This is a genomic window from Carnobacterium sp. (assembly GCF_040274425.1).
This window is the reverse complement of sequence record NZ_JBEMBC010000003.1, coordinates 24,508-41,172: the sequence shown is the minus strand read 5'-3', so window position 1 is coordinate 41,172 and position 16,665 is coordinate 24,508. Positions and strand designations below refer to the sequence as shown.

Here is a 16,665-nt window from a genome sequence, read left to right as displayed (position 1 = left end):
GTGTCCCATCTTTACAGCGATTTTAAGAGAGACAGTCGAATCCTCATGAATGAAGATTAAAATAATAAAAGCCTCCCAAAATTCTGAGAGGTTTTTTATTATTTTTTAGAAAAATGTACTACAACTCTTTTCATGCTAGTACCTAGTCACATTATTTTACAGTAACTCATTAACAAAAAATGACGTTACTTCTCGCATCGTGTTTGTTTTTACCAAATGTACTTCGTCTTCGTTCGTAAAGTGAATATTGGACAGATTCTTTTGTTCTTCTGCAAAATCGGCAACGTGTTGATACGGCACAATTTGATCTTGTTTCCCATGCCAGATAAATAATGGTCGGCCTTTTAAAGTTTCTGGGTGTAAAGACAAATCATAATTTGGGATCCAGTTCAATAATTCATAATAGTCCTGCGGCAAGTATCGGTTTAATCTTTCGGCATGTTCTACAATGCGTTCTTGATAAGCTAGTAATTTGGGCGAACCCATCAAGCAAGCTGCTGCTTTAATTTCAGGATGATGGGTCAATAAGGCACATGTCGTTATGCCACCCATGGATGTTCCACCAACCCCAATCACGTCATCCACAAAACCAATCTTACGAAAGTAATCAATGATAAAACCAAATTCAAATAAATTCGATTGAATACTTTGCCAAAAAGTTAAAGAAGGAATTTTTGAAACTGGCTGCTTTCTCGCCCCATGGTTCATGGCATCAGGTAACAATACCCGAAATCCTTGGTGTGCTAAATAGCGTGCTTGAGTCAAATTCAATTCTTTTGATGATTGCCAGCCATGATAATAAATAATCAGCGGTAACAGATCGTTTCGCTGTTTCCTTGGTACGACTTCCAGTAACGGTATAGTTCCTAATGTTCTTTTTCGAATGGTTATTTCCAATTTATCCACCTCAAAACTATCATATCAAAATAGTATGACTAAGTGAATGGATTAGCAAATGTAGAAGTATTTTTTTATCCATTTGTCATTTTTCGATAGAAAACAGAATGCGGAGTTCGACGATTAGATATGTAGCGCTTTTCAAGAATTGAAAGTAAGTGCATCCCCGCTCATAGCATCTATTCTTGAAAATGCCTAGTTTCTGAGGAGAGCAGCTCAACTAAGAAGCATGTAAATCTCCTTAATTAGATACTATTGGGACAAACAAACCTTGTTTTAGAGAAAGTTTGTCCTGTTTGCATGATTTTGAGACAGACAGGCAGCCTTTTAAAGGGAGTTTGTCCCATTTGCATGATTTCAGGACAAACTAAACCACATTTCACAAAAGTTTGTCCCATTTTGTAGTTATCAAGAAAATCAATAGGAAAGTCTTTCATTTATTTTTAGGCAAAGTAAATTCAACGTACAGCATATAAGTGGTTTATGGTATTATAGTAAAGGAGTTTGAACTAAGATAATCTATTCAAAGAAAGCGAGTGAACAAACCGATGGCTATTACTGAAGAGGACGTAAAACACGTCGCCAAATTAGCAAAATTAGAAATTAGCGATAAAGGTATTGCACAATTTACAGAAAAAATGGATGCTATTATGCATATGGTAGAACAATTAGATGAGTTAGACACTGAAAATGTGCCCGTAATGGTTCATGGCTTGCGTACATACAATGTTATGCGAGAAGACAAAGCCGTTCCGGGAACAGATCGCGAATTGCTATTTAAAAATGTTAAAGAAGAAAAAGACGGCTTAATTAAAGTTCCTGCAATAATGGACAATGGGGAGGCAGGAGCATAATATGGATATAACAAATTACACAGTAGAAGAATTGCACGAAATGCTTGTAAAAAAAGAAGTAACAGCTCAAGAAATCGTTAAAGCTGTTTTTGCTCGCATTAGCGAAACAGAAGATAAGATTGGCGCTTTTATTACGTTAACTGAAGAAGAAGCTCTTGAACAAGCTCGCAAAGTAGACGAAGAAGGCATTGACCCGAATAATGTTCTTTCAGGTATTCCAATTGGGATTAAAGACAATATCGTAACAAGTGGTACGCGAACAACAGCGGCTAGTAAAATTTTGGAAGACTTTGTTCCGATTTATGATGCAACTGTTACGAAAAAAGTAAAAGAAGCGAATATGATTTCAGTTGGGAAACTAAACATGGACGAATTCGCTATGGGCGGAAGTACTGAAACGTCTTATTACAAAAAAACACGTAACCCATGGAATCTAGACAAAGTTCCTGGTGGCTCTTCAGGTGGATCTGCAGCGGCGGTAGCAGCGGGTCAAATTCCTGTTTCATTAGGTACAGATACTGGCGGATCGATTCGTCAGCCAGCAGCGTTTAACGGAATCGTTGGGATGAAACCAACTTATGGCCGAGTGTCTCGTTTTGGTTTGATTGCTTTTGGATCTAGTTTGGATCAAATTGGACCATTTACGCGTACAGTTAAAGACAATGCTTTAGTTTTAAATGCTATTAGCGGACATGATACGAGTGATTCAATGAGTTACGAAGGAGATGTTCCAGACTTTTCTTCTGATATCGAAGCTGGCGTTAAAGGTATGAAAATTGGTATTCCAACTGAATACTTAAATGAAAAGGGATTAGAAGAAGGCGTTAAAAAAGCCGTTCTTAAAGCTATCGATACCTTCAAATCATTAGGGGCTACAGTTGAAGAAGTGAGCTTGCCACATTCAAAATATGGCGTACCTGCTTACTACATCATTGCTTCTTCAGAAGCTTCTTCAAACTTACAACGGTTTGATGGCGTTCGTTATGGTTATCGTTCACCTGAAGCAAAAACGCTTGATGAAGTCTATGTGAAATCACGTACTGAAGGTTTTGGTATGGAAGTAAAACGTCGTATCATGCTTGGAACATTCTCGTTGAGTTCAGGTTTTTATGATGCTCACTTTAAAAAAGCTGGACAAGCTAGAACATTGATCAGACAAGACTTTGATAATGTATTTAAAGAATTTGATTTGATTTTAGGACCAACAACACCAACTACAGCCTTTGGAATTGGCGAACAAATCGATGATCCAATTGCAATGTACCTAAGCGATATTTTAACAGTACCCGTTAATTTAGCAGGCGTACCGGCTATCTCTATTCCTTGCGGTTTTTCAAATGATCTGCCAGTTGGTCTGCAATTGATCGGAAAACATTTCGATGAGCAAACGATTTATAAAGCGGCTTACGCTTTTGAACAAGCAACTGACTTTCATAAAGAAAAACCAAATTTGTAGGAGGAGAGAATCGATATGAACTTTGAAACAGTAATCGGACTAGAAGTCCACGTAGAATTAAAAACCGACTCAAAAATGTTCTCACCTGCTCCAGCTCACTTTGGTGCGGAACCGAACACGAACACAAACGTTATTGACTGGGGTTACCCAGGGGTTTTACCCGTTATCAATAAAGGTGCTATTGAATTTGGAATGAAAGCTGCTATGGCTTTGAATTGTGAAATTTCACAAGATACCAAATTTGATCGCAAAAACTATTTTTATCCAGATAATCCAAAAGCTTACCAGATCTCACAATTTGATCAACCCATCGGACATGATGGTTGGATCGAAATTGAAGTTGAAGGTAAGAAAAAGAAAATCCGCATTGAACGCGTACATTTAGAAGAGGATGCTGGTAAAAATACGCATGGAACAGACGGCTATTCTTATGTTGACTTAAACCGTCAAGGAACACCGCTGATTGAAATCGTATCTGAAGCAGATATGCGATCACCGGAAGAAGCTTACGCTTATTTAGAAGCAATCAAACAAATCATTCAATATACTGGTGTAAGTGATGTGAAAATGGAAGAAGGATCAATGCGTTGTGATGCCAATATTTCTATTCGTCCAATTGGGCAAGAAGAATTTGGAACCAAAACAGAATTGAAAAACTTGAATTCCTTTAACTTTGTTCGTCGTGGATTAGCTTTTGAAGAAAAACGCCAAGAAAAAGTTTTATTATCTGGTGGAGTGATTCAACAAGAAACAAGACGTTATGATGAAGCAACTGGAGATACTCTTTTAATGCGTGTCAAAGAAGGATCAAGCGACTACCGTTACTTCCCAGAACCTGATCTACCAAATATCGTGATTGATGAAAAATGGATTGAACGTGTAAAAGCGACTATTCCAGAAATGCCAAAAGATCGTCGTATTCGTTACATCAACGAATTAGGATTACCAGAGTACGATGCAATGGTCTTAACAGCAACAAAAGAAATGTCAGATTTCTTTGAAGGTATGTTAGCAAACGGAGCAGATGCAAAACAAGCTTCAAACTGGTTGATGGGTGAAGTTTCAGCGTATCTAAACAGTGAAAAGCTAGAGTTGCATGAGACAAAATTAACACCTGAAAACTTATCTGGTATGATCAAATTGATTTCGGACGGAACCATTAGTTCAAAAATGGCGAAAAAAGTATTCCGCGAATTGATCATGAATGGTGGAGACGCTCAAGGAGTTGTTGAAGCAAATGGCTGGGTTCAATTAAGCGATCCAACAAAATTATTGCCAATTATCAATGACATATTAGACAATAACGCACAATCAATTGAAGACTTTAAAAATGGGAAAGATCGTGCAGTTGGTTTCTTAGTAGGACAAATTATGAAAGCTACCAAAGGCCAAGCTAATCCAGGAGTCGTGAATAAATTATTGATGGATGAATTAAGCAAACGCTAGAATTAGGTGTGAAAGTAAAGGAGAAGATTTATGCGTGCAAGAGTGATTTATAATCCGACATCGGGTCGTGAAATTGTAAAAAAAAATCTAGTAGAAATCTTTCAAGTTTACGAAGATGCAGGGTATGAAACAAGTGCTTATGCGACAACTCCAGAACCTAACTCTGCTCGAAATGAAGCTGAAAGAGCAGCAAAAGCCGGCTTTGATTTAATCGTAGCGGCAGGTGGGGACGGAACGATCAATGAAGTCGTAAATGGGATTGCTGGTTTAGAAAAAAGACCTAAATTGGCAATTATCCCTGCTGGAACAACGAATGATTACGCTAGAGCTTTACACATTCCAAGAAATAATCTAGTAGAAGCAGCAAAAGTAATTCAAAAAGAGCAATCTTTTTTCATGGACATTGGCGAAGCAGTTATGGGAGAAGACTTGTCTTATTTCATTAATATTGGCGGCGGTGGATTATTGACAGAATTAACGTATGACGTTCCGTCACAACTAAAATCAATCTTCGGGTACTTAGCTTATTTTGTTAAAGGGGCGGAAGTTTTGCCTCGGATGAAACCTATTCCAATGCACATTGAGTACGATGATGGCATATTTGAAGGAGAAGCAACGATGTTTTTAGTTGCTCTTACCAATTCAATTGGCGGTTTTGAACAAATTGCCCCCGATGCTTTATTAGATGATGGAAAATTCACGTTGATTGTATTAAAAACATCCAACTTAGCAGATATCATGTATTTAGTGGCACAAGTTTTGAATGGCGGAAAACATTTAACCAATTCAAAAATTTTATACAAAAAAACAAGTAAAATTGTTGCACGTCCAGGAAACTCGTCTAAAATGATGATCAACTTGGATGGCGAATACGGTGGAAATGCGCCTGTTACGTTTTCTAATTTGCATCAACACATTGAAATCATTGTATCCACAGATGACATTCAAAAGGCCGTTGATAAAAAAGATGAAAATGCTGAAGGAGTAGAAGATGCCTTTATCAAAGAAGTTGAGGAATTAACTAACCAAGACATCAATGGTGATGGTGAAATTCACTCTTCAAAAAAAGAAGCTTATGAGAAATAATAAGAAAACTTTGAAATAAGGTGAGTTTTCTTGTATAATTACGAGTCAGTACCCAAAACTTATTATTAAGAATTGGAAGAAGCCTTTATAGTTAAATTTAAAGGTCAATACTATAGTGTAGATTAGAATCATTAGATAAGAACGTATTTTTAATCCCATCCCGTTTAGCCGGTCGAGTCAGGAACACTCCCAGTTAAGTGGATGATAGAAAGTATCAAATATCTGGCGTACTAACTGACAAGGAGTGTGACAAAAAGTTATTAGAATCGAATATTCTGTAAAAAGAATGACGGTTACGCTTTTTGAAACACGTTTAACTGATAAACAAATGACATGAAACAAGGTCAACGAAGGGAGCTTTTTTATGAAAGCAGATAAAGTAGTACCAGTTAAAAAGAATGAAAAACACACCGTTAAAATTGAAGACTTAACACATGAGGGTATGGGGGTAGCAAGAATCCAAGGCTACTCACTATTTATTGAAAATGCCTTACCCGGTGAACAAGTAGAAGTTAAAATTCATAAAACAGGGAAATCTTTTGGTTATGCAAAAGTATTGAACCGTTTAAACTCAAGTGAAGACCGTGTAGTCATCCAAGATGAAAATTATACACGTGTAGGCATTACGCCATTGCAACACATGAGATACCCAGCACAATTAAACTTTAAAAAACAACAAGTTATGAACAGTATGCAACGCATCGCAAAATTACCAGAAGTACCAGTATACGACACGATTGGAATGGCTAATCCATCAGGTTACCGTAACAAAGCGCAAATACCTGTACGTAAAATCAATGACAAATTGACAACCGGATTTTTCCGTAAAAATAGCCATGAAGTGATCCCAATGGAAAACTTCTACATCCAAGATCCTAAAATTGATGAAACGATTATCGCTGTCCGTGATATCATGCGTGAATATGGCGTTAAACCATACAACGAAAATGAAAACACTGGGAACTTGCGTCATATTATTGTTCGTCGCGGCTATTACACTGGAGAAATTATGATCGTATTAGTAACGAGAACAGCTAAATTATTCCCAACAAGTAAGATTATTCCAGACATTCTTGAAGCAATTCCAGAAGTTGTCAGTATTGTACAAAATGTTAACCCTAAACATACAAACGTTATTTTAGGCGATGACGCAATTGTTTTATATGGCGAAGACAAATACAGAGATACATTGCTAGGTAACACTTTTGAGATTTCTCATCGTTCATTCTACCAAGTGAACCCACAACAAACAGAGAAATTGTATCAAACAGTTTTAGATTTTGCTGAATTAACAGGTGAAGAAACTGTTATCGATGCTTATAGTGGAATTGGTACGATTGCATTAACATTAGCTAAAAATGCTAAACATGTTTATGGAATTGAAATAATTGAACCAGCAGTAGAAAATGCTAAAGCAAATGCGGAACTAAACAATATTGAAAATGTAACATTTGAAGCAGGAGCTGCTGAAGAAGTTATGGTTCAATGGAGTGAAGAAGGACGCACAGCTGACTTACTAGTTGTTGACCCTCCACGTAAAGGTCTTGAAAAAGAATTTACTGAGGCAGTTATTGCAATGCAACCAACAAAAATGGTTTACGTTAGTTGTAACCCTGCAACATTAGCACGTGACTTAGCTTTACTTACAGAAGGTGGCTATACAGTTAAAAAAGTTCAACCCGTTGACCTTTTCCCTCAAACCACTCATGTGGAAAGTGTTGCTTTACTCGTTCGTGACTAATCATTTTATATATATGAAAGAGTTGGTTTGAGATTCTTTCAGCAAACTTATTCTTACTTTTAATGGATCATACCATCAGAAGTAAGAATAAGTTTTTTTGTTTTGCAAATGGGAGTAAACCACTTGTCCATGAAAGGACCGTTAACGGAAGAGTAGAGATCAAAAAGTAAATCACTTGTCCGTGAAATGGCTTTTCATGAACGAGTGGCATTAGAAAAAGGCGTCACTGTTCCGTCAAAGTTGCTTTCATGGAGGAGTGAAGCAATAAAATGCTTTACTATCTTACTGTAAGGCAAGGAAGTTGCAGATAGAATCATAAAATTGGTAAACTAAAGAAAAATCTGGTAATGCTTCAAATGAGAGGAGTTTCTTAATATGAAATATCTGACTATCTGTTTGTTAACTCTTGCGGCTTTTGTTGGTGCTTGTGCTCCCGTAGAAGATACTAGTCAAATTTCTTCATCCGACAGCATATCAGTAGAAGAGTTCTCTTCTGAAAATGAATCCTCTTCCAGTTCTAGTACAGAAAGCAATCAAACAACTGAAACTCTTCCTTTCGAACCACTTAATTATGAATTAGTTGATGCGTATCCGAATCTTACTTTTGATCAACCTCTTTATTACACAACCGCCGATGATGAAACGAACGATGCTTTTGTAGTTGAAAGAACCGGTAAAATCAAAGTTTTTGAAAATGATGAAAACGTAACTGAATTCGATGTATTTATTGACTTAAGCTCTAAGATTGATTTTAGTGGACAAGAAAAAGGGTTACTGGGGCTAGCCTTTCATCCAAACTACGAAGAAAATGGTTACTTTTATGTTAACTATACAACAGAAGAAAATACAGTGATTTCTCGATTTAGCGTAGATCCGAATACCTTAACTGAAGGGGATACAGCTAGTGAAGAAATTTTAATGGAATTTACTCAACCCTATCCTAATCATAATGGTGGTCATCTGGCTTTTGGTCCGGAAGGGTACTTGTATATTGCAACTGGTGATGGAGGATCAAGTGGCGATCCACAAGGCAATGCACAAGATCTGACCAAAATCTATGGCAAATTATTAAGAATTGACGTCAATTCGGCGAATGGAGATAAGAAATATACTATTCCTGAAGATAATCCTTATGCTGGAAACACAACTGATTATGCAGAAGAGATTTATGCATATGGTCTCAGAAATCCATGGAAATTTAGTTTTGATGAAGAGCGAGAGTTGCTGTGGGCAGCTGACGTTGGTCAAAATGCCATGGAAGAAATTAATCTAATCGAAAAGGGCCAGAACTATGGATGGAATATTATGGAAGGAACTTTACCTTATGAAGAATCTGATACCGATAATGCAGAAGATCTTATAGAACCCATTTGGGAATATGATCATACCTTAGGTCAATCCATCACAGGTGGTTACACATATTATGGTCAGGAGAATCCAAGTTTAAATGGCATCTATATTTATGGGGATTTTATTTCCGGTAAAATCTGGGGGTTATGGTTAGGTGAAGGAGAACAAGTTGAAAATAAGGAATTAATAGATACCGATTTTATGATCTCTTCCTTTGGAGTGGACGAAAAAGGAGAACTAATGATTGTCGACTTTAATGGAAAATTGTATAAATTAGAGGAAACGAATTAAGAATAAATAAAAAGTAAGCACCATTTCTTAGAAAAACAACTCTAAGAAATGGTGCTTACTTTTTTTGATTAATAAATTATCTAACAACTCTACCGTTTGATATAGAGTAAAACAGTCAAGCTTAGGTAAAATCCAAGAGTCAATTCGACAAAAGGAGTACCGATGAGGTTGAGAGCTGCATAAATGGGTAGACTATAACCAAAGTAATAACCGACCAATAAGAAAATTAAAATAGCTATCCAGGCAATTAGAATCCATTTTGTAAGTTTATCAGTTTTATCGGAGTAGGTTATTAACTGGTAACTGATTAGTGTTATAGCTATGCCGATGAATAGCCAACTAATACTAATTGCCCAAAAGGCTGCTAAACTATATGTCCTAGCAGAAAATATTTTTGCATAGTAGATGATCCATGGAATTATCCCTAGCGTTACAACAGGAAACAACGAAACAAGTAATGGATTGAGTATTGATTTTTACTTCATATGTATACCTCCGTTTTGAGAGTCTATTTTACAAATAAATAGGTGATCCAATAAAAATGTTAGTTTATGAGCATTTTAAAAATACAATTATACTTTAGAGTATAGTATAGTTACAATATAAAATTCTTCTATTGGAGGTCATCATGTTTACTAAAGTACAAATCATAATCGGATTAATAGGGATATTTTTAGCAGCTTACCTTACATTAAATGAACTAGTTTCTCAAAAAGTAGGTGGAATATTATGGATATCTGTTTTTTCCTTGCAATTAATTTTCCGAGTGTATAATTTTAAAAAAAGATATTTTAGAAAATAAATTTAACGATTTATTAATGACAATAGCAATCCTAAAATTAGTAACAAAATAAAGGTGTATCTAGAAATTAAATAGGATTTTGGCAACGGTTCTTTAATGGTTGTTAAATCATTTATTAAGTCTATTATCCCATATTTTGATGGAATTTTATAGAAAGAATCAGTTTACAATTAGCAACTACTAGTTGCATTTAATGAATAAAAGAGGAGTGTGGAAATGTTGGATGAAATAGAAGAAGTTGGTATTTGTTATAAAGAGGATCTTTACACAGAATTTGTGTACATAAATAAAGATGAAAAAGATTCATTGTTAAAAATTATAATGGACGAAACGATTGAACTTTTTAAAATAGCAGACAAAGAAATCAAAAAAAGTGAATTAGATAGTTTAATGTTTGAAGGAATGACAATTCAATTTTATGAAGAATAATAATTTTGACAAGCTTAAAAACGTTGCTACTGCAAGGATGCAACTATTGGTTGCTACCATGTAAACTAATAGGTTCTTTTAAAAGAAAGACCTTTCATAGATAATTTAGAGAGTAAAAAGATTTAGGGAATTATCTATGGGGGAGTTTAAGTGAAAAAAATAAAGAAATCACAATGGTATCACTATTTCTCTATTTTAATTTTTGGAATAGCGATTTTTGAAATATTAAACCAAAGGCTTGGATTAGGATATGCTCTAATAGCCATTGGATACTATATGCTTCGCAGATCAGATTTTGAGAAGTAAGATTTGGATAGAGTTAAATAAAAATGAATGTTCAGAGGAGAAAATTCAATATGAAGAACTTAATTTTAATTCCTTTTTGTTCACTCGTCTTGATTAGCTGCTGAAATAATGACGAGACAACTATTCAAGAAGTAGATCCTATCTCAAACCTTGAGCCAATTTCAGATAATCCAGGAGATGTAACCATAGTCTCTGAAGAGTCAGGAATAACATATGCCATTCTTAATTCAGTCGGCCCAACAGTTGATGCAAAGATTATAGAAGATGGAGATAAATTAACGATAGCTTTTACAGATACAGTATTACCAGAAGAAGCGGATGAATATTATACACCACTCTATTATGAAATTAATGTGGATAAAGATTATGAACACGAATACTTAATTGTATTATTGAATGGTGAAGATGCTATACTAAATAGTTTAATCATACAATAAGCCATGTTATACATAATAGTTATCTGAAGTATAAGTAAATAAAAAGACCGTTTGATAGGAGCGTATATTAAATGATTAGTGAAGTAAGGAAAAAAGAATTGCTAGCTCTTTTGTTGTGGATGGGTATACTGCTTTTTTTACTGATGATTGATGACTATTATCCACTTTTTAATAACGCGCGATTGTTTATAGTTCCTTTTTGTTGGATAGGAAGCTGGACTACCAAATATTATATAAAAAGAAAATATTAGATAGGTGACTAGCTTATATGTGTGAAAGATTGGGCATATTTGTTGTAGAAGTAAAGCTGAATTAGTTAAAAGATAACAAGAATAATTTTAAAGTAAAAATAAATGATTAATGTAATTTGATAGCGTTAACAAATAAACATAGAGGTGTAAAATGATTGAAGACTTTGTAGATTCTATACTATTAATTTTAAAAGTTCTTGTGGCTCTATCTTTAACAACATACACACAGAGTCATATTCCTCAATTGGATTTTTTAACAGTAAGCAACAGTTTTTATGCTTGGAGTTATTTTTTAATTCTTTATTGTGGTTACTTTTTTATTGTATCCAAGGTTATTTCATATTTTTACGATATCGATTGACGTACTGTCTAATGAAGTATGTGATGAATAGAAAGGTATCTTATAGATACTTAAATTTATGCTAATTAGAACGTATGCTTCCTCTGAGGAGTATACGTTTTTTAGTAGTACTTATTATGAATTGGTGATTGAAAAATACTGGAAATTCCAAAAGAGTCATCAGCGAAATTCATGCTATTTTTAAAGAAGTTTGGTATATTATTAAAAATACATATAATAATTTTAGAACTAATAAAAGGAGGGAAATTATGATAAAACCATATTCGTTAAAAAATGGAGATAAATTAGCCATAGTCAGTCTTTCGAGAGGTATTTTAGGCGAGGAATTTTGTGCGCACCAATTAGAACTTGGAAAAAAACGCTTAGAGGCTTTAGGATTGAAACCCGTATTTATGACGAATACTCTTAAAGGAGTAGAGTACCTAAGAGATCACCCCGAAGCACGAGCACAAGATTTAAAAGATGCTTTTAAAGATCCAACTATTAAAGGCATTATAGCTGCAATTGGAGGCGACGATACTTATCGATTGCTGCCTTACTTATTAGAAGACGAAGAATTTATACGGAATGTACAAGAAATGCCAAAATTATTTACAGGATTTTCTGACACTACAATAAACCATTTGATGTTTTACAAATTAGGTATGGTTTCGTTTTATGGACCAAGTTTTATTACAGATATTGCTGAGTTAGCGAATCAATTGTTGCCGTACACAAAAGAAACGTTACAAGGTTACTTTGAAGGTCATGAACAACGAGAAATTCGTTCTAGTAATTTATGGTATGAAGAGCGCACCGATTTTTCTAAACAAGCTTTAGGACAAGATCGTATGCAGCATGATGAAAAGCATGGTTATGAAGTTTTGCAAGGAACAGGAATAGTTTCTGGTCCTTTGCTTGGAGGTTGCGTAGAAAGTCTCTACGATGTGTTGGCAGGAGAAAGGTATTCAGATGAAGCAGAAATCTGTGAAAACTATCAATTATTTCCTTCGTTAAAGGAATGGACAGGTAAAATCTTATTTTTAGAAACAAGTGAAGAAAAACCGACTCCAGATGTATTGAAAAAGTATTTGAAAAGATTAAAACAAACAGGTATTTTCTCTGTTATTAGCGGATTGATAATTGGAAAACCGCAAAACGAGGCGTATTACGAAGACTATAAAGATATCTATCTAAAAGTGATTGACGATGAGACATTGCCCATTCTATATAATGTTAATTTCGGTCATGCTTACCCAAAATGTGCTTTACCTTATGGTATAAATGCAACAGTTGATCTCGATGAAAAAATCATTTTGTTAGATGAACCTTATTTTCAAAATTCATGAGAACGGAACAAACAACGACTAAAAAGAAAGAAATTTGTTCAATTAAGATGTTTTGATTACTTCTTAAAAGAGGAGCTATTAAATTCTTTCACGCATTGACAAAGAAGAGAGCTGTACCGTATTCTATAACTATAAACAGATAAAGTAGAAGGAGCAACCGAATGCGGCTAGATAAATTATTGTTTGAGACAGGATTCGGTTCACGCCGTACAGTTAAACGATTGATTAAAAGTAAACAAGTCCAAGTGAATGGACAAATTGCAATAGTGGATAATCTTAATGTGGATCCGCAGTTACAAGAAGTTAAAGTTTCTGGGGAACGCATTCATCATCAACCGCATGTCTACTATATGCTGCACAAACCAGCTGGCGTAGTGAGTGCAGTAACTGACGTGTTGAATCAAACGGTCATTGATTTAATAGAACCTTCTCAACGTGTACCCGGATTATTTCCGGTAGGTCGACTGGATAAGGATACTGAGGGATTGCTTTTACTGACAAATAATGGGCAGTTGGGTTATCAGTTATTGATCCCAAAAAAAGAAGTGATAAAGCGTTATGAAGCTATTGTTAACGAACGAGTCACCAGTGAGGATCAACATGCATTTGCTTCCGGAATTGTCTTTGATGGAGGCGTTAAATGCAAACCAGCTAAGTTGACTATTCTTAGTCAAAGCGAGACTGAAAGCAAAGTGTTACTAGAGATTAGCGAAGGAAAGTTTCATCAAGTTAAGAAAATGTTCTTATCGGTTGGAAAAAAAGTTATTTATCTTAAACGACTTTCGATGGGGCCGTTGCAGCTCGACAAAACATTGCCATTAGGCTCTTACCGAGCGTTGCATTCAGAAGAATTAACTGCATTGAAACCTTATTTCAAATAATTTTTAGTCGATAGTAGTCAAACGAGCTCGCATATCAGATGCCATTTGATTAGTAAACCCATTTTATTAGTCAAACGAGCCTGAATTTCATCTGTCATTTGACTAGTAAAGCTATTTATTAATCAAACGAACTCGAATTACAGCAGTGGTTTGACTAGCACAACTCGATATCAGAATAAAAATGTGTTTAAAGGAGATTCATTATGATTATTTTAGGTATGAAAGTATCTTTTCTCATCTATCATTCGTATTCTTTAAAAGACAAGCGCAGCGTGATAAAAAGCATTATCAAAAAGACACAAAATAAGTTTAATGTCAGTATTTCTGAAGTTGAAGCTTACGATACAATCAACCAAGGCGTGCTAGGGATTGCTGTGGTAAGCAATAATCGAATCGTGTGTCAGCAAACGTTGGATCAAGTGATTCAAGAGATTGAAGACAATGGAGAAGTTGAGATCCATTCGATTGAACGAGAAGAACTATAAAAAAAAGACAGAGGAGTTGAAATCTCCTCTGTCTTTTTTAATCTTCTTCCATAGGGAATGGTGTTTCAGCTCGTACATTTAAGTACTCATCACGGAAAGGATGGTCTGATTCACTTTGCCAAGGCTTAACATGTCCACTATAGTGAATCAAAGCTGGTTCATTCCGTGCTTCAGTATATTCTTGGTTCCCAATTTTTGTTGGGTGTTTTTGTTCTTTCGTAATAATATAAGCTTGTGCATTCCATCGTGGATGAAGGACTAACCAGCGATCATGCAAGATAGCATTCAATGCATCTTGATCATGAAATCTTAACTCATCTGAATTGTCAGTAGCAAATTTTAATACTTGCTCTGATATTTTTTCAGCACGCCATTTTTCGATATCAATAATCATCATGCCAGAATTAAAATAAGTATTGGATTCTGCATCAATTTCCATAGCATCTAAACGTTCATGGAAACCAGCATCTTCAACAGCAGCTAATAAGTTATCACCTAAATCAACGTTCCAAATATTTTCAATATCTTCTTTAGCAATAATGTCACAGTCTAGATAAATTGCCCGCTTGATATCCGTATGTTTTAGATAATTAGGTATCGCGATTCTGAAATAGGCTGTTTTAGGAATACGATCACTCTCAACCATATCTTCAAATGTCAGTGTATCAATTTGCAAATAGCTAATTGAGGCATTGTATTCGTTGACCATTCGGTTTAAAGCATCTTTAGAGGTTAATGAAATATGATCATCAATAACGTAAAAGTCTATTTTTGTTTCATCTTTTTTAGTTTTCAAAATAGATAAAAATAATGTAGCTAAATGTGGAACAAATCCATCATCTGTAGCTGAAACGACTGTAATATCTGAATCAATCATGGTAGTTTTTCTCCTTTTGAGCACTGAACGGTTTAAATTCGTATGTGCCAGTTGATGTGTAACAAGTGAGTTAATCATAATCGTTTACCACTAAAGAATCAAACAAAACGCCTATAGTATAACAAATAGTGTTGAAAAAAGAAGACGAGTATTTGGATAATAATTATTATTGCGAGTATACTAATGATGAATAGGATCCAGTCAAATAAGAGTTGGTACCAATTTACATATAAAGGAGGTGTGGGAAATGACTGTTGGAGTGAAAGCGGTTTTTGTTAATCTACCTGTTAAGGATTTAACAAAATCTATTGATTTTTTTAAGACACTTGGATTTAAATTTAACGAGCAGTTTACAGATAATAAGGGAGCAAATATGATCATCTCTGATTCTATTTTTGTGATGTTGCTAACGGAAGAGTTCTTTACAAGTTTTACCCACCTAGGGATAACAGATACGTCAAAAGAAAACGAAACGATTATTGCTTTACAAGTGGAATCAAAAGATGCAGTTGATGAACTCGTAAATACAGCACTTAAAAATGGAGCGGAAGATAAAACTACTGCTTTGAGTGAAGAAGAAGAGGCTATGATGTATTATCGTCGAATTAAAGACTTAGATGGACATCTATGGGAAATCATGTATATGGATATGAATGCAATGGACATTTAGATGGTAAGCAAAAGAGACATGAGAAGGTAAGTTTTCTCATGTCTTTCGTGGTTATTTTACGAATAAGATAAAATGCGGTAGAATGAATATAAATGATAGTGAAGCATAGGAGTTTAGATAAAATGAGAGAAATACATAATATAATGCTGATCAAAGGAATACCGAATCATCAATTGGAAAATAGTTTGATGGTCTATAAAAAAGGTCAATTACTTCAAATTGCTGAAAGCCAACAGCTACTAATGAAGAAAAGTTATACAAAGACTAAAATTATTGAACAGTTAAAATCGGTTATAATTGAAAATGCAGCGAATTTTTTTGCAGAAATGGATTCAAATGCACTACAAATACTTGCTAACGCAGCTAACGGAACATTGCAAGATGTATCTGACGAAACACTTAATAGCGTTCAGTCTGCTATTGAATCTGGCTATCTATTTGCCTATGTAATCAATAGTAAAGTGACACTCGTTCTGCCAAATGAACTTATTTCTTCTATTGAGAGTGAACCAAGTTCAACTAAAGTTAAAGAGAAACGAGAGAATAGTTCGCTCTTTTTGAGACAGCTAGAAAATGCTCGGAAAATTTATGGCAGATACGACCTGAATCATCTAGTTTCGGTGTGGAATCACTATTTTACTCAAACGGTAACTGTCGAAGAAGCGACAGTATGGATTAAACAAGCCAATAGCTACTAATCGAACTAATTTGGAAGAG

At 34.9% G+C, this 16,665-nt stretch carries 16 protein-coding genes; 14 read left to right on the top strand and 2 right to left on the bottom strand.

What is annotated here, in order from left to right; all coding sequences use genetic code 11:
* Positions 1-156: 156 nt before the first annotated feature.
* Entirely contained in the window at positions 157-897 is a 741-nt protein-coding gene (locus ABS911_RS01120) for an alpha/beta fold hydrolase (RefSeq protein WP_350465884.1), read from the bottom strand.
* 548 nt (positions 898-1,445) lie between these two features.
* On the opposite strand from ABS911_RS01120, the gene gatC reads away from it, so the two are divergent.
* From gatC to ABS911_RS01060, 12 genes are all read left to right on the top strand, one after another.
* On the top strand, positions 1,446-1,751 hold the full coding sequence (gene gatC, locus ABS911_RS01115; protein WP_350465923.1) for an Asp-tRNA(Asn)/Glu-tRNA(Gln) amidotransferase subunit GatC: 306 nt from the start codon (positions 1,446-1,448) through the stop codon (positions 1,749-1,751).
* Position 1,752: 1 nt separating this feature from the next.
* Positions 1,753-3,207, top strand: coding sequence for an Asp-tRNA(Asn)/Glu-tRNA(Gln) amidotransferase subunit GatA (gene gatA / locus ABS911_RS01110; protein WP_350465883.1), 1,455 nt, complete (start codon positions 1,753-1,755; stop codon positions 3,205-3,207).
* A gap of 15 nt (positions 3,208-3,222) precedes the next feature.
* Positions 3,223-4,653, top strand: a complete 1,431-nt coding sequence (gatB, locus tag ABS911_RS01105) for an Asp-tRNA(Asn)/Glu-tRNA(Gln) amidotransferase subunit GatB (protein ID WP_350465882.1) — start codon at positions 3,223-3,225, stop codon at positions 4,651-4,653.
* A 30-nt stretch (positions 4,654-4,683) separates the two neighbouring features.
* On the top strand, positions 4,684-5,739 hold the full coding sequence (locus ABS911_RS01100) for a diacylglycerol kinase (RefSeq protein ID WP_350465881.1): 1,056 nt from the start codon (positions 4,684-4,686) through the stop codon (positions 5,737-5,739).
* Positions 5,740-6,103: 364 nt separating this feature from the next.
* The gene (gene rlmD / locus ABS911_RS01095; protein ID WP_350465880.1) at positions 6,104-7,480 is read left to right on the top strand and encodes a 23S rRNA (uracil(1939)-C(5))-methyltransferase RlmD; all 1,377 of its coding nucleotides are present in this window, start codon (positions 6,104-6,106) and stop codon (positions 7,478-7,480) included.
* Positions 7,481-7,855: 375 nt separating this feature from the next.
* On the top strand, positions 7,856-9,121 hold the full coding sequence (locus ABS911_RS01090; RefSeq protein ID WP_350465879.1) for a PQQ-dependent sugar dehydrogenase: 1,266 nt from the start codon (positions 7,856-7,858) through the stop codon (positions 9,119-9,121).
* Positions 9,122-9,749: 628 nt separating this feature from the next.
* Positions 9,750-9,923: a hypothetical protein gene (locus tag ABS911_RS01085; RefSeq protein WP_350465878.1), complete on the top strand. Its 174-nt coding sequence runs from the start codon at positions 9,750-9,752 to the stop codon at positions 9,921-9,923.
* 216 nt (positions 9,924-10,139) lie between these two features.
* Positions 10,140-10,352, top strand: coding sequence for a hypothetical protein (locus tag ABS911_RS01080; RefSeq protein WP_350465877.1), 213 nt, complete (start codon positions 10,140-10,142; stop codon positions 10,350-10,352).
* A gap of 150 nt (positions 10,353-10,502) precedes the next feature.
* Positions 10,503-10,658: a hypothetical protein gene (locus tag ABS911_RS01075; protein ID WP_197050303.1), complete on the top strand. Its 156-nt coding sequence runs from the start codon at positions 10,503-10,505 to the stop codon at positions 10,656-10,658.
* Between the two features lie 1,297 nt (positions 10,659-11,955).
* Positions 11,956-13,035 (top strand): S66 family peptidase, encoded by a 1,080-nt coding sequence (locus ABS911_RS01070; protein ID WP_350465876.1) that lies wholly within the window; start codon positions 11,956-11,958, stop codon positions 13,033-13,035.
* Positions 13,036-13,196: 161 nt separating this feature from the next.
* Positions 13,197-13,916, top strand: a complete 720-nt coding sequence (locus ABS911_RS01065; RefSeq protein WP_350465875.1) for a pseudouridine synthase — start codon at positions 13,197-13,199, stop codon at positions 13,914-13,916.
* Positions 13,917-14,119: 203 nt separating this feature from the next.
* On the top strand, positions 14,120-14,401 hold the full coding sequence (locus tag ABS911_RS01060) for a DUF503 domain-containing protein (RefSeq protein WP_350465874.1): 282 nt from the start codon (positions 14,120-14,122) through the stop codon (positions 14,399-14,401).
* A gap of 37 nt (positions 14,402-14,438) precedes the next feature.
* Here ABS911_RS01060 and ABS911_RS01055 read toward each other — a convergent pair whose 3' ends face one another.
* The gene (locus tag ABS911_RS01055) at positions 14,439-15,278 is read right to left on the bottom strand and encodes a glycosyltransferase family 8 protein (protein WP_350465873.1); all 840 of its coding nucleotides are present in this window, start codon (positions 15,276-15,278) and stop codon (positions 14,439-14,441) included.
* A 247-nt stretch (positions 15,279-15,525) separates the two neighbouring features.
* Between ABS911_RS01055 and ABS911_RS01050 the strand changes: the two genes are divergently transcribed.
* Positions 15,526-15,948 carry a VOC family protein gene (locus ABS911_RS01050; RefSeq protein WP_350465872.1) on the top strand — a complete coding sequence of 141 codons (423 nt, stop codon included), beginning with the start codon at positions 15,526-15,528 and terminating at the stop codon, positions 15,946-15,948.
* Between the two features lie 122 nt (positions 15,949-16,070).
* Positions 16,071-16,646 (top strand): hypothetical protein, encoded by a 576-nt coding sequence (locus ABS911_RS01045; protein WP_350465871.1) that lies wholly within the window; start codon positions 16,071-16,073, stop codon positions 16,644-16,646.
* Positions 16,647-16,665 lie beyond the last annotated feature (19 nt).

Excerpts from the sequence above, each read along its gene's own strand:
- ABS911_RS01065 (WP_350465875.1), top strand. The coding sequence starts at position 13,197 with ATGCGGCTAGATAAATTATTGTTTGAGACAGGATTCGGTTCACGCCGT.
- gatA (WP_350465883.1), top strand. The coding sequence starts at position 1,753 with ATGGATATAACAAATTACACAGTAGAAGAATTGCACGAAATGCTTGTA.
- ABS911_RS01100 (WP_350465881.1), top strand. The coding sequence starts at position 4,684 with ATGCGTGCAAGAGTGATTTATAATCCGACATCGGGTCGTGAAATTGTA.
- ABS911_RS01045 (WP_350465871.1), top strand. The coding sequence starts at position 16,071 with ATGAGAGAAATACATAATATAATGCTGATCAAAGGAATACCGAATCAT.
- gatC (WP_350465923.1), top strand. The coding sequence starts at position 1,446 with ATGGCTATTACTGAAGAGGACGTAAAACACGTCGCCAAATTAGCAAAA.
- rlmD (WP_350465880.1), top strand. The coding sequence starts at position 6,104 with ATGAAAGCAGATAAAGTAGTACCAGTTAAAAAGAATGAAAAACACACC.
- ABS911_RS01085 (WP_350465878.1), top strand. The coding sequence starts at position 9,750 with ATGTTTACTAAAGTACAAATCATAATCGGATTAATAGGGATATTTTTA.
- ABS911_RS01055 (WP_350465873.1), bottom strand. The coding sequence starts at position 15,278 with ATGATTGATTCAGATATTACAGTCGTTTCAGCTACAGATGATGGATTT.
- ABS911_RS01070 (WP_350465876.1), top strand. The coding sequence starts at position 11,956 with ATGATAAAACCATATTCGTTAAAAAATGGAGATAAATTAGCCATAGTC.
- gatB (WP_350465882.1), top strand. The coding sequence starts at position 3,223 with ATGAACTTTGAAACAGTAATCGGACTAGAAGTCCACGTAGAATTAAAA.
- ABS911_RS01050 (WP_350465872.1), top strand. The coding sequence starts at position 15,526 with ATGACTGTTGGAGTGAAAGCGGTTTTTGTTAATCTACCTGTTAAGGAT.
- ABS911_RS01060 (WP_350465874.1), top strand. The coding sequence starts at position 14,120 with ATGATTATTTTAGGTATGAAAGTATCTTTTCTCATCTATCATTCGTAT.
- ABS911_RS01090 (WP_350465879.1), top strand. The coding sequence starts at position 7,856 with ATGAAATATCTGACTATCTGTTTGTTAACTCTTGCGGCTTTTGTTGGT.
- ABS911_RS01080 (WP_350465877.1), top strand. The coding sequence starts at position 10,140 with ATGTTGGATGAAATAGAAGAAGTTGGTATTTGTTATAAAGAGGATCTT.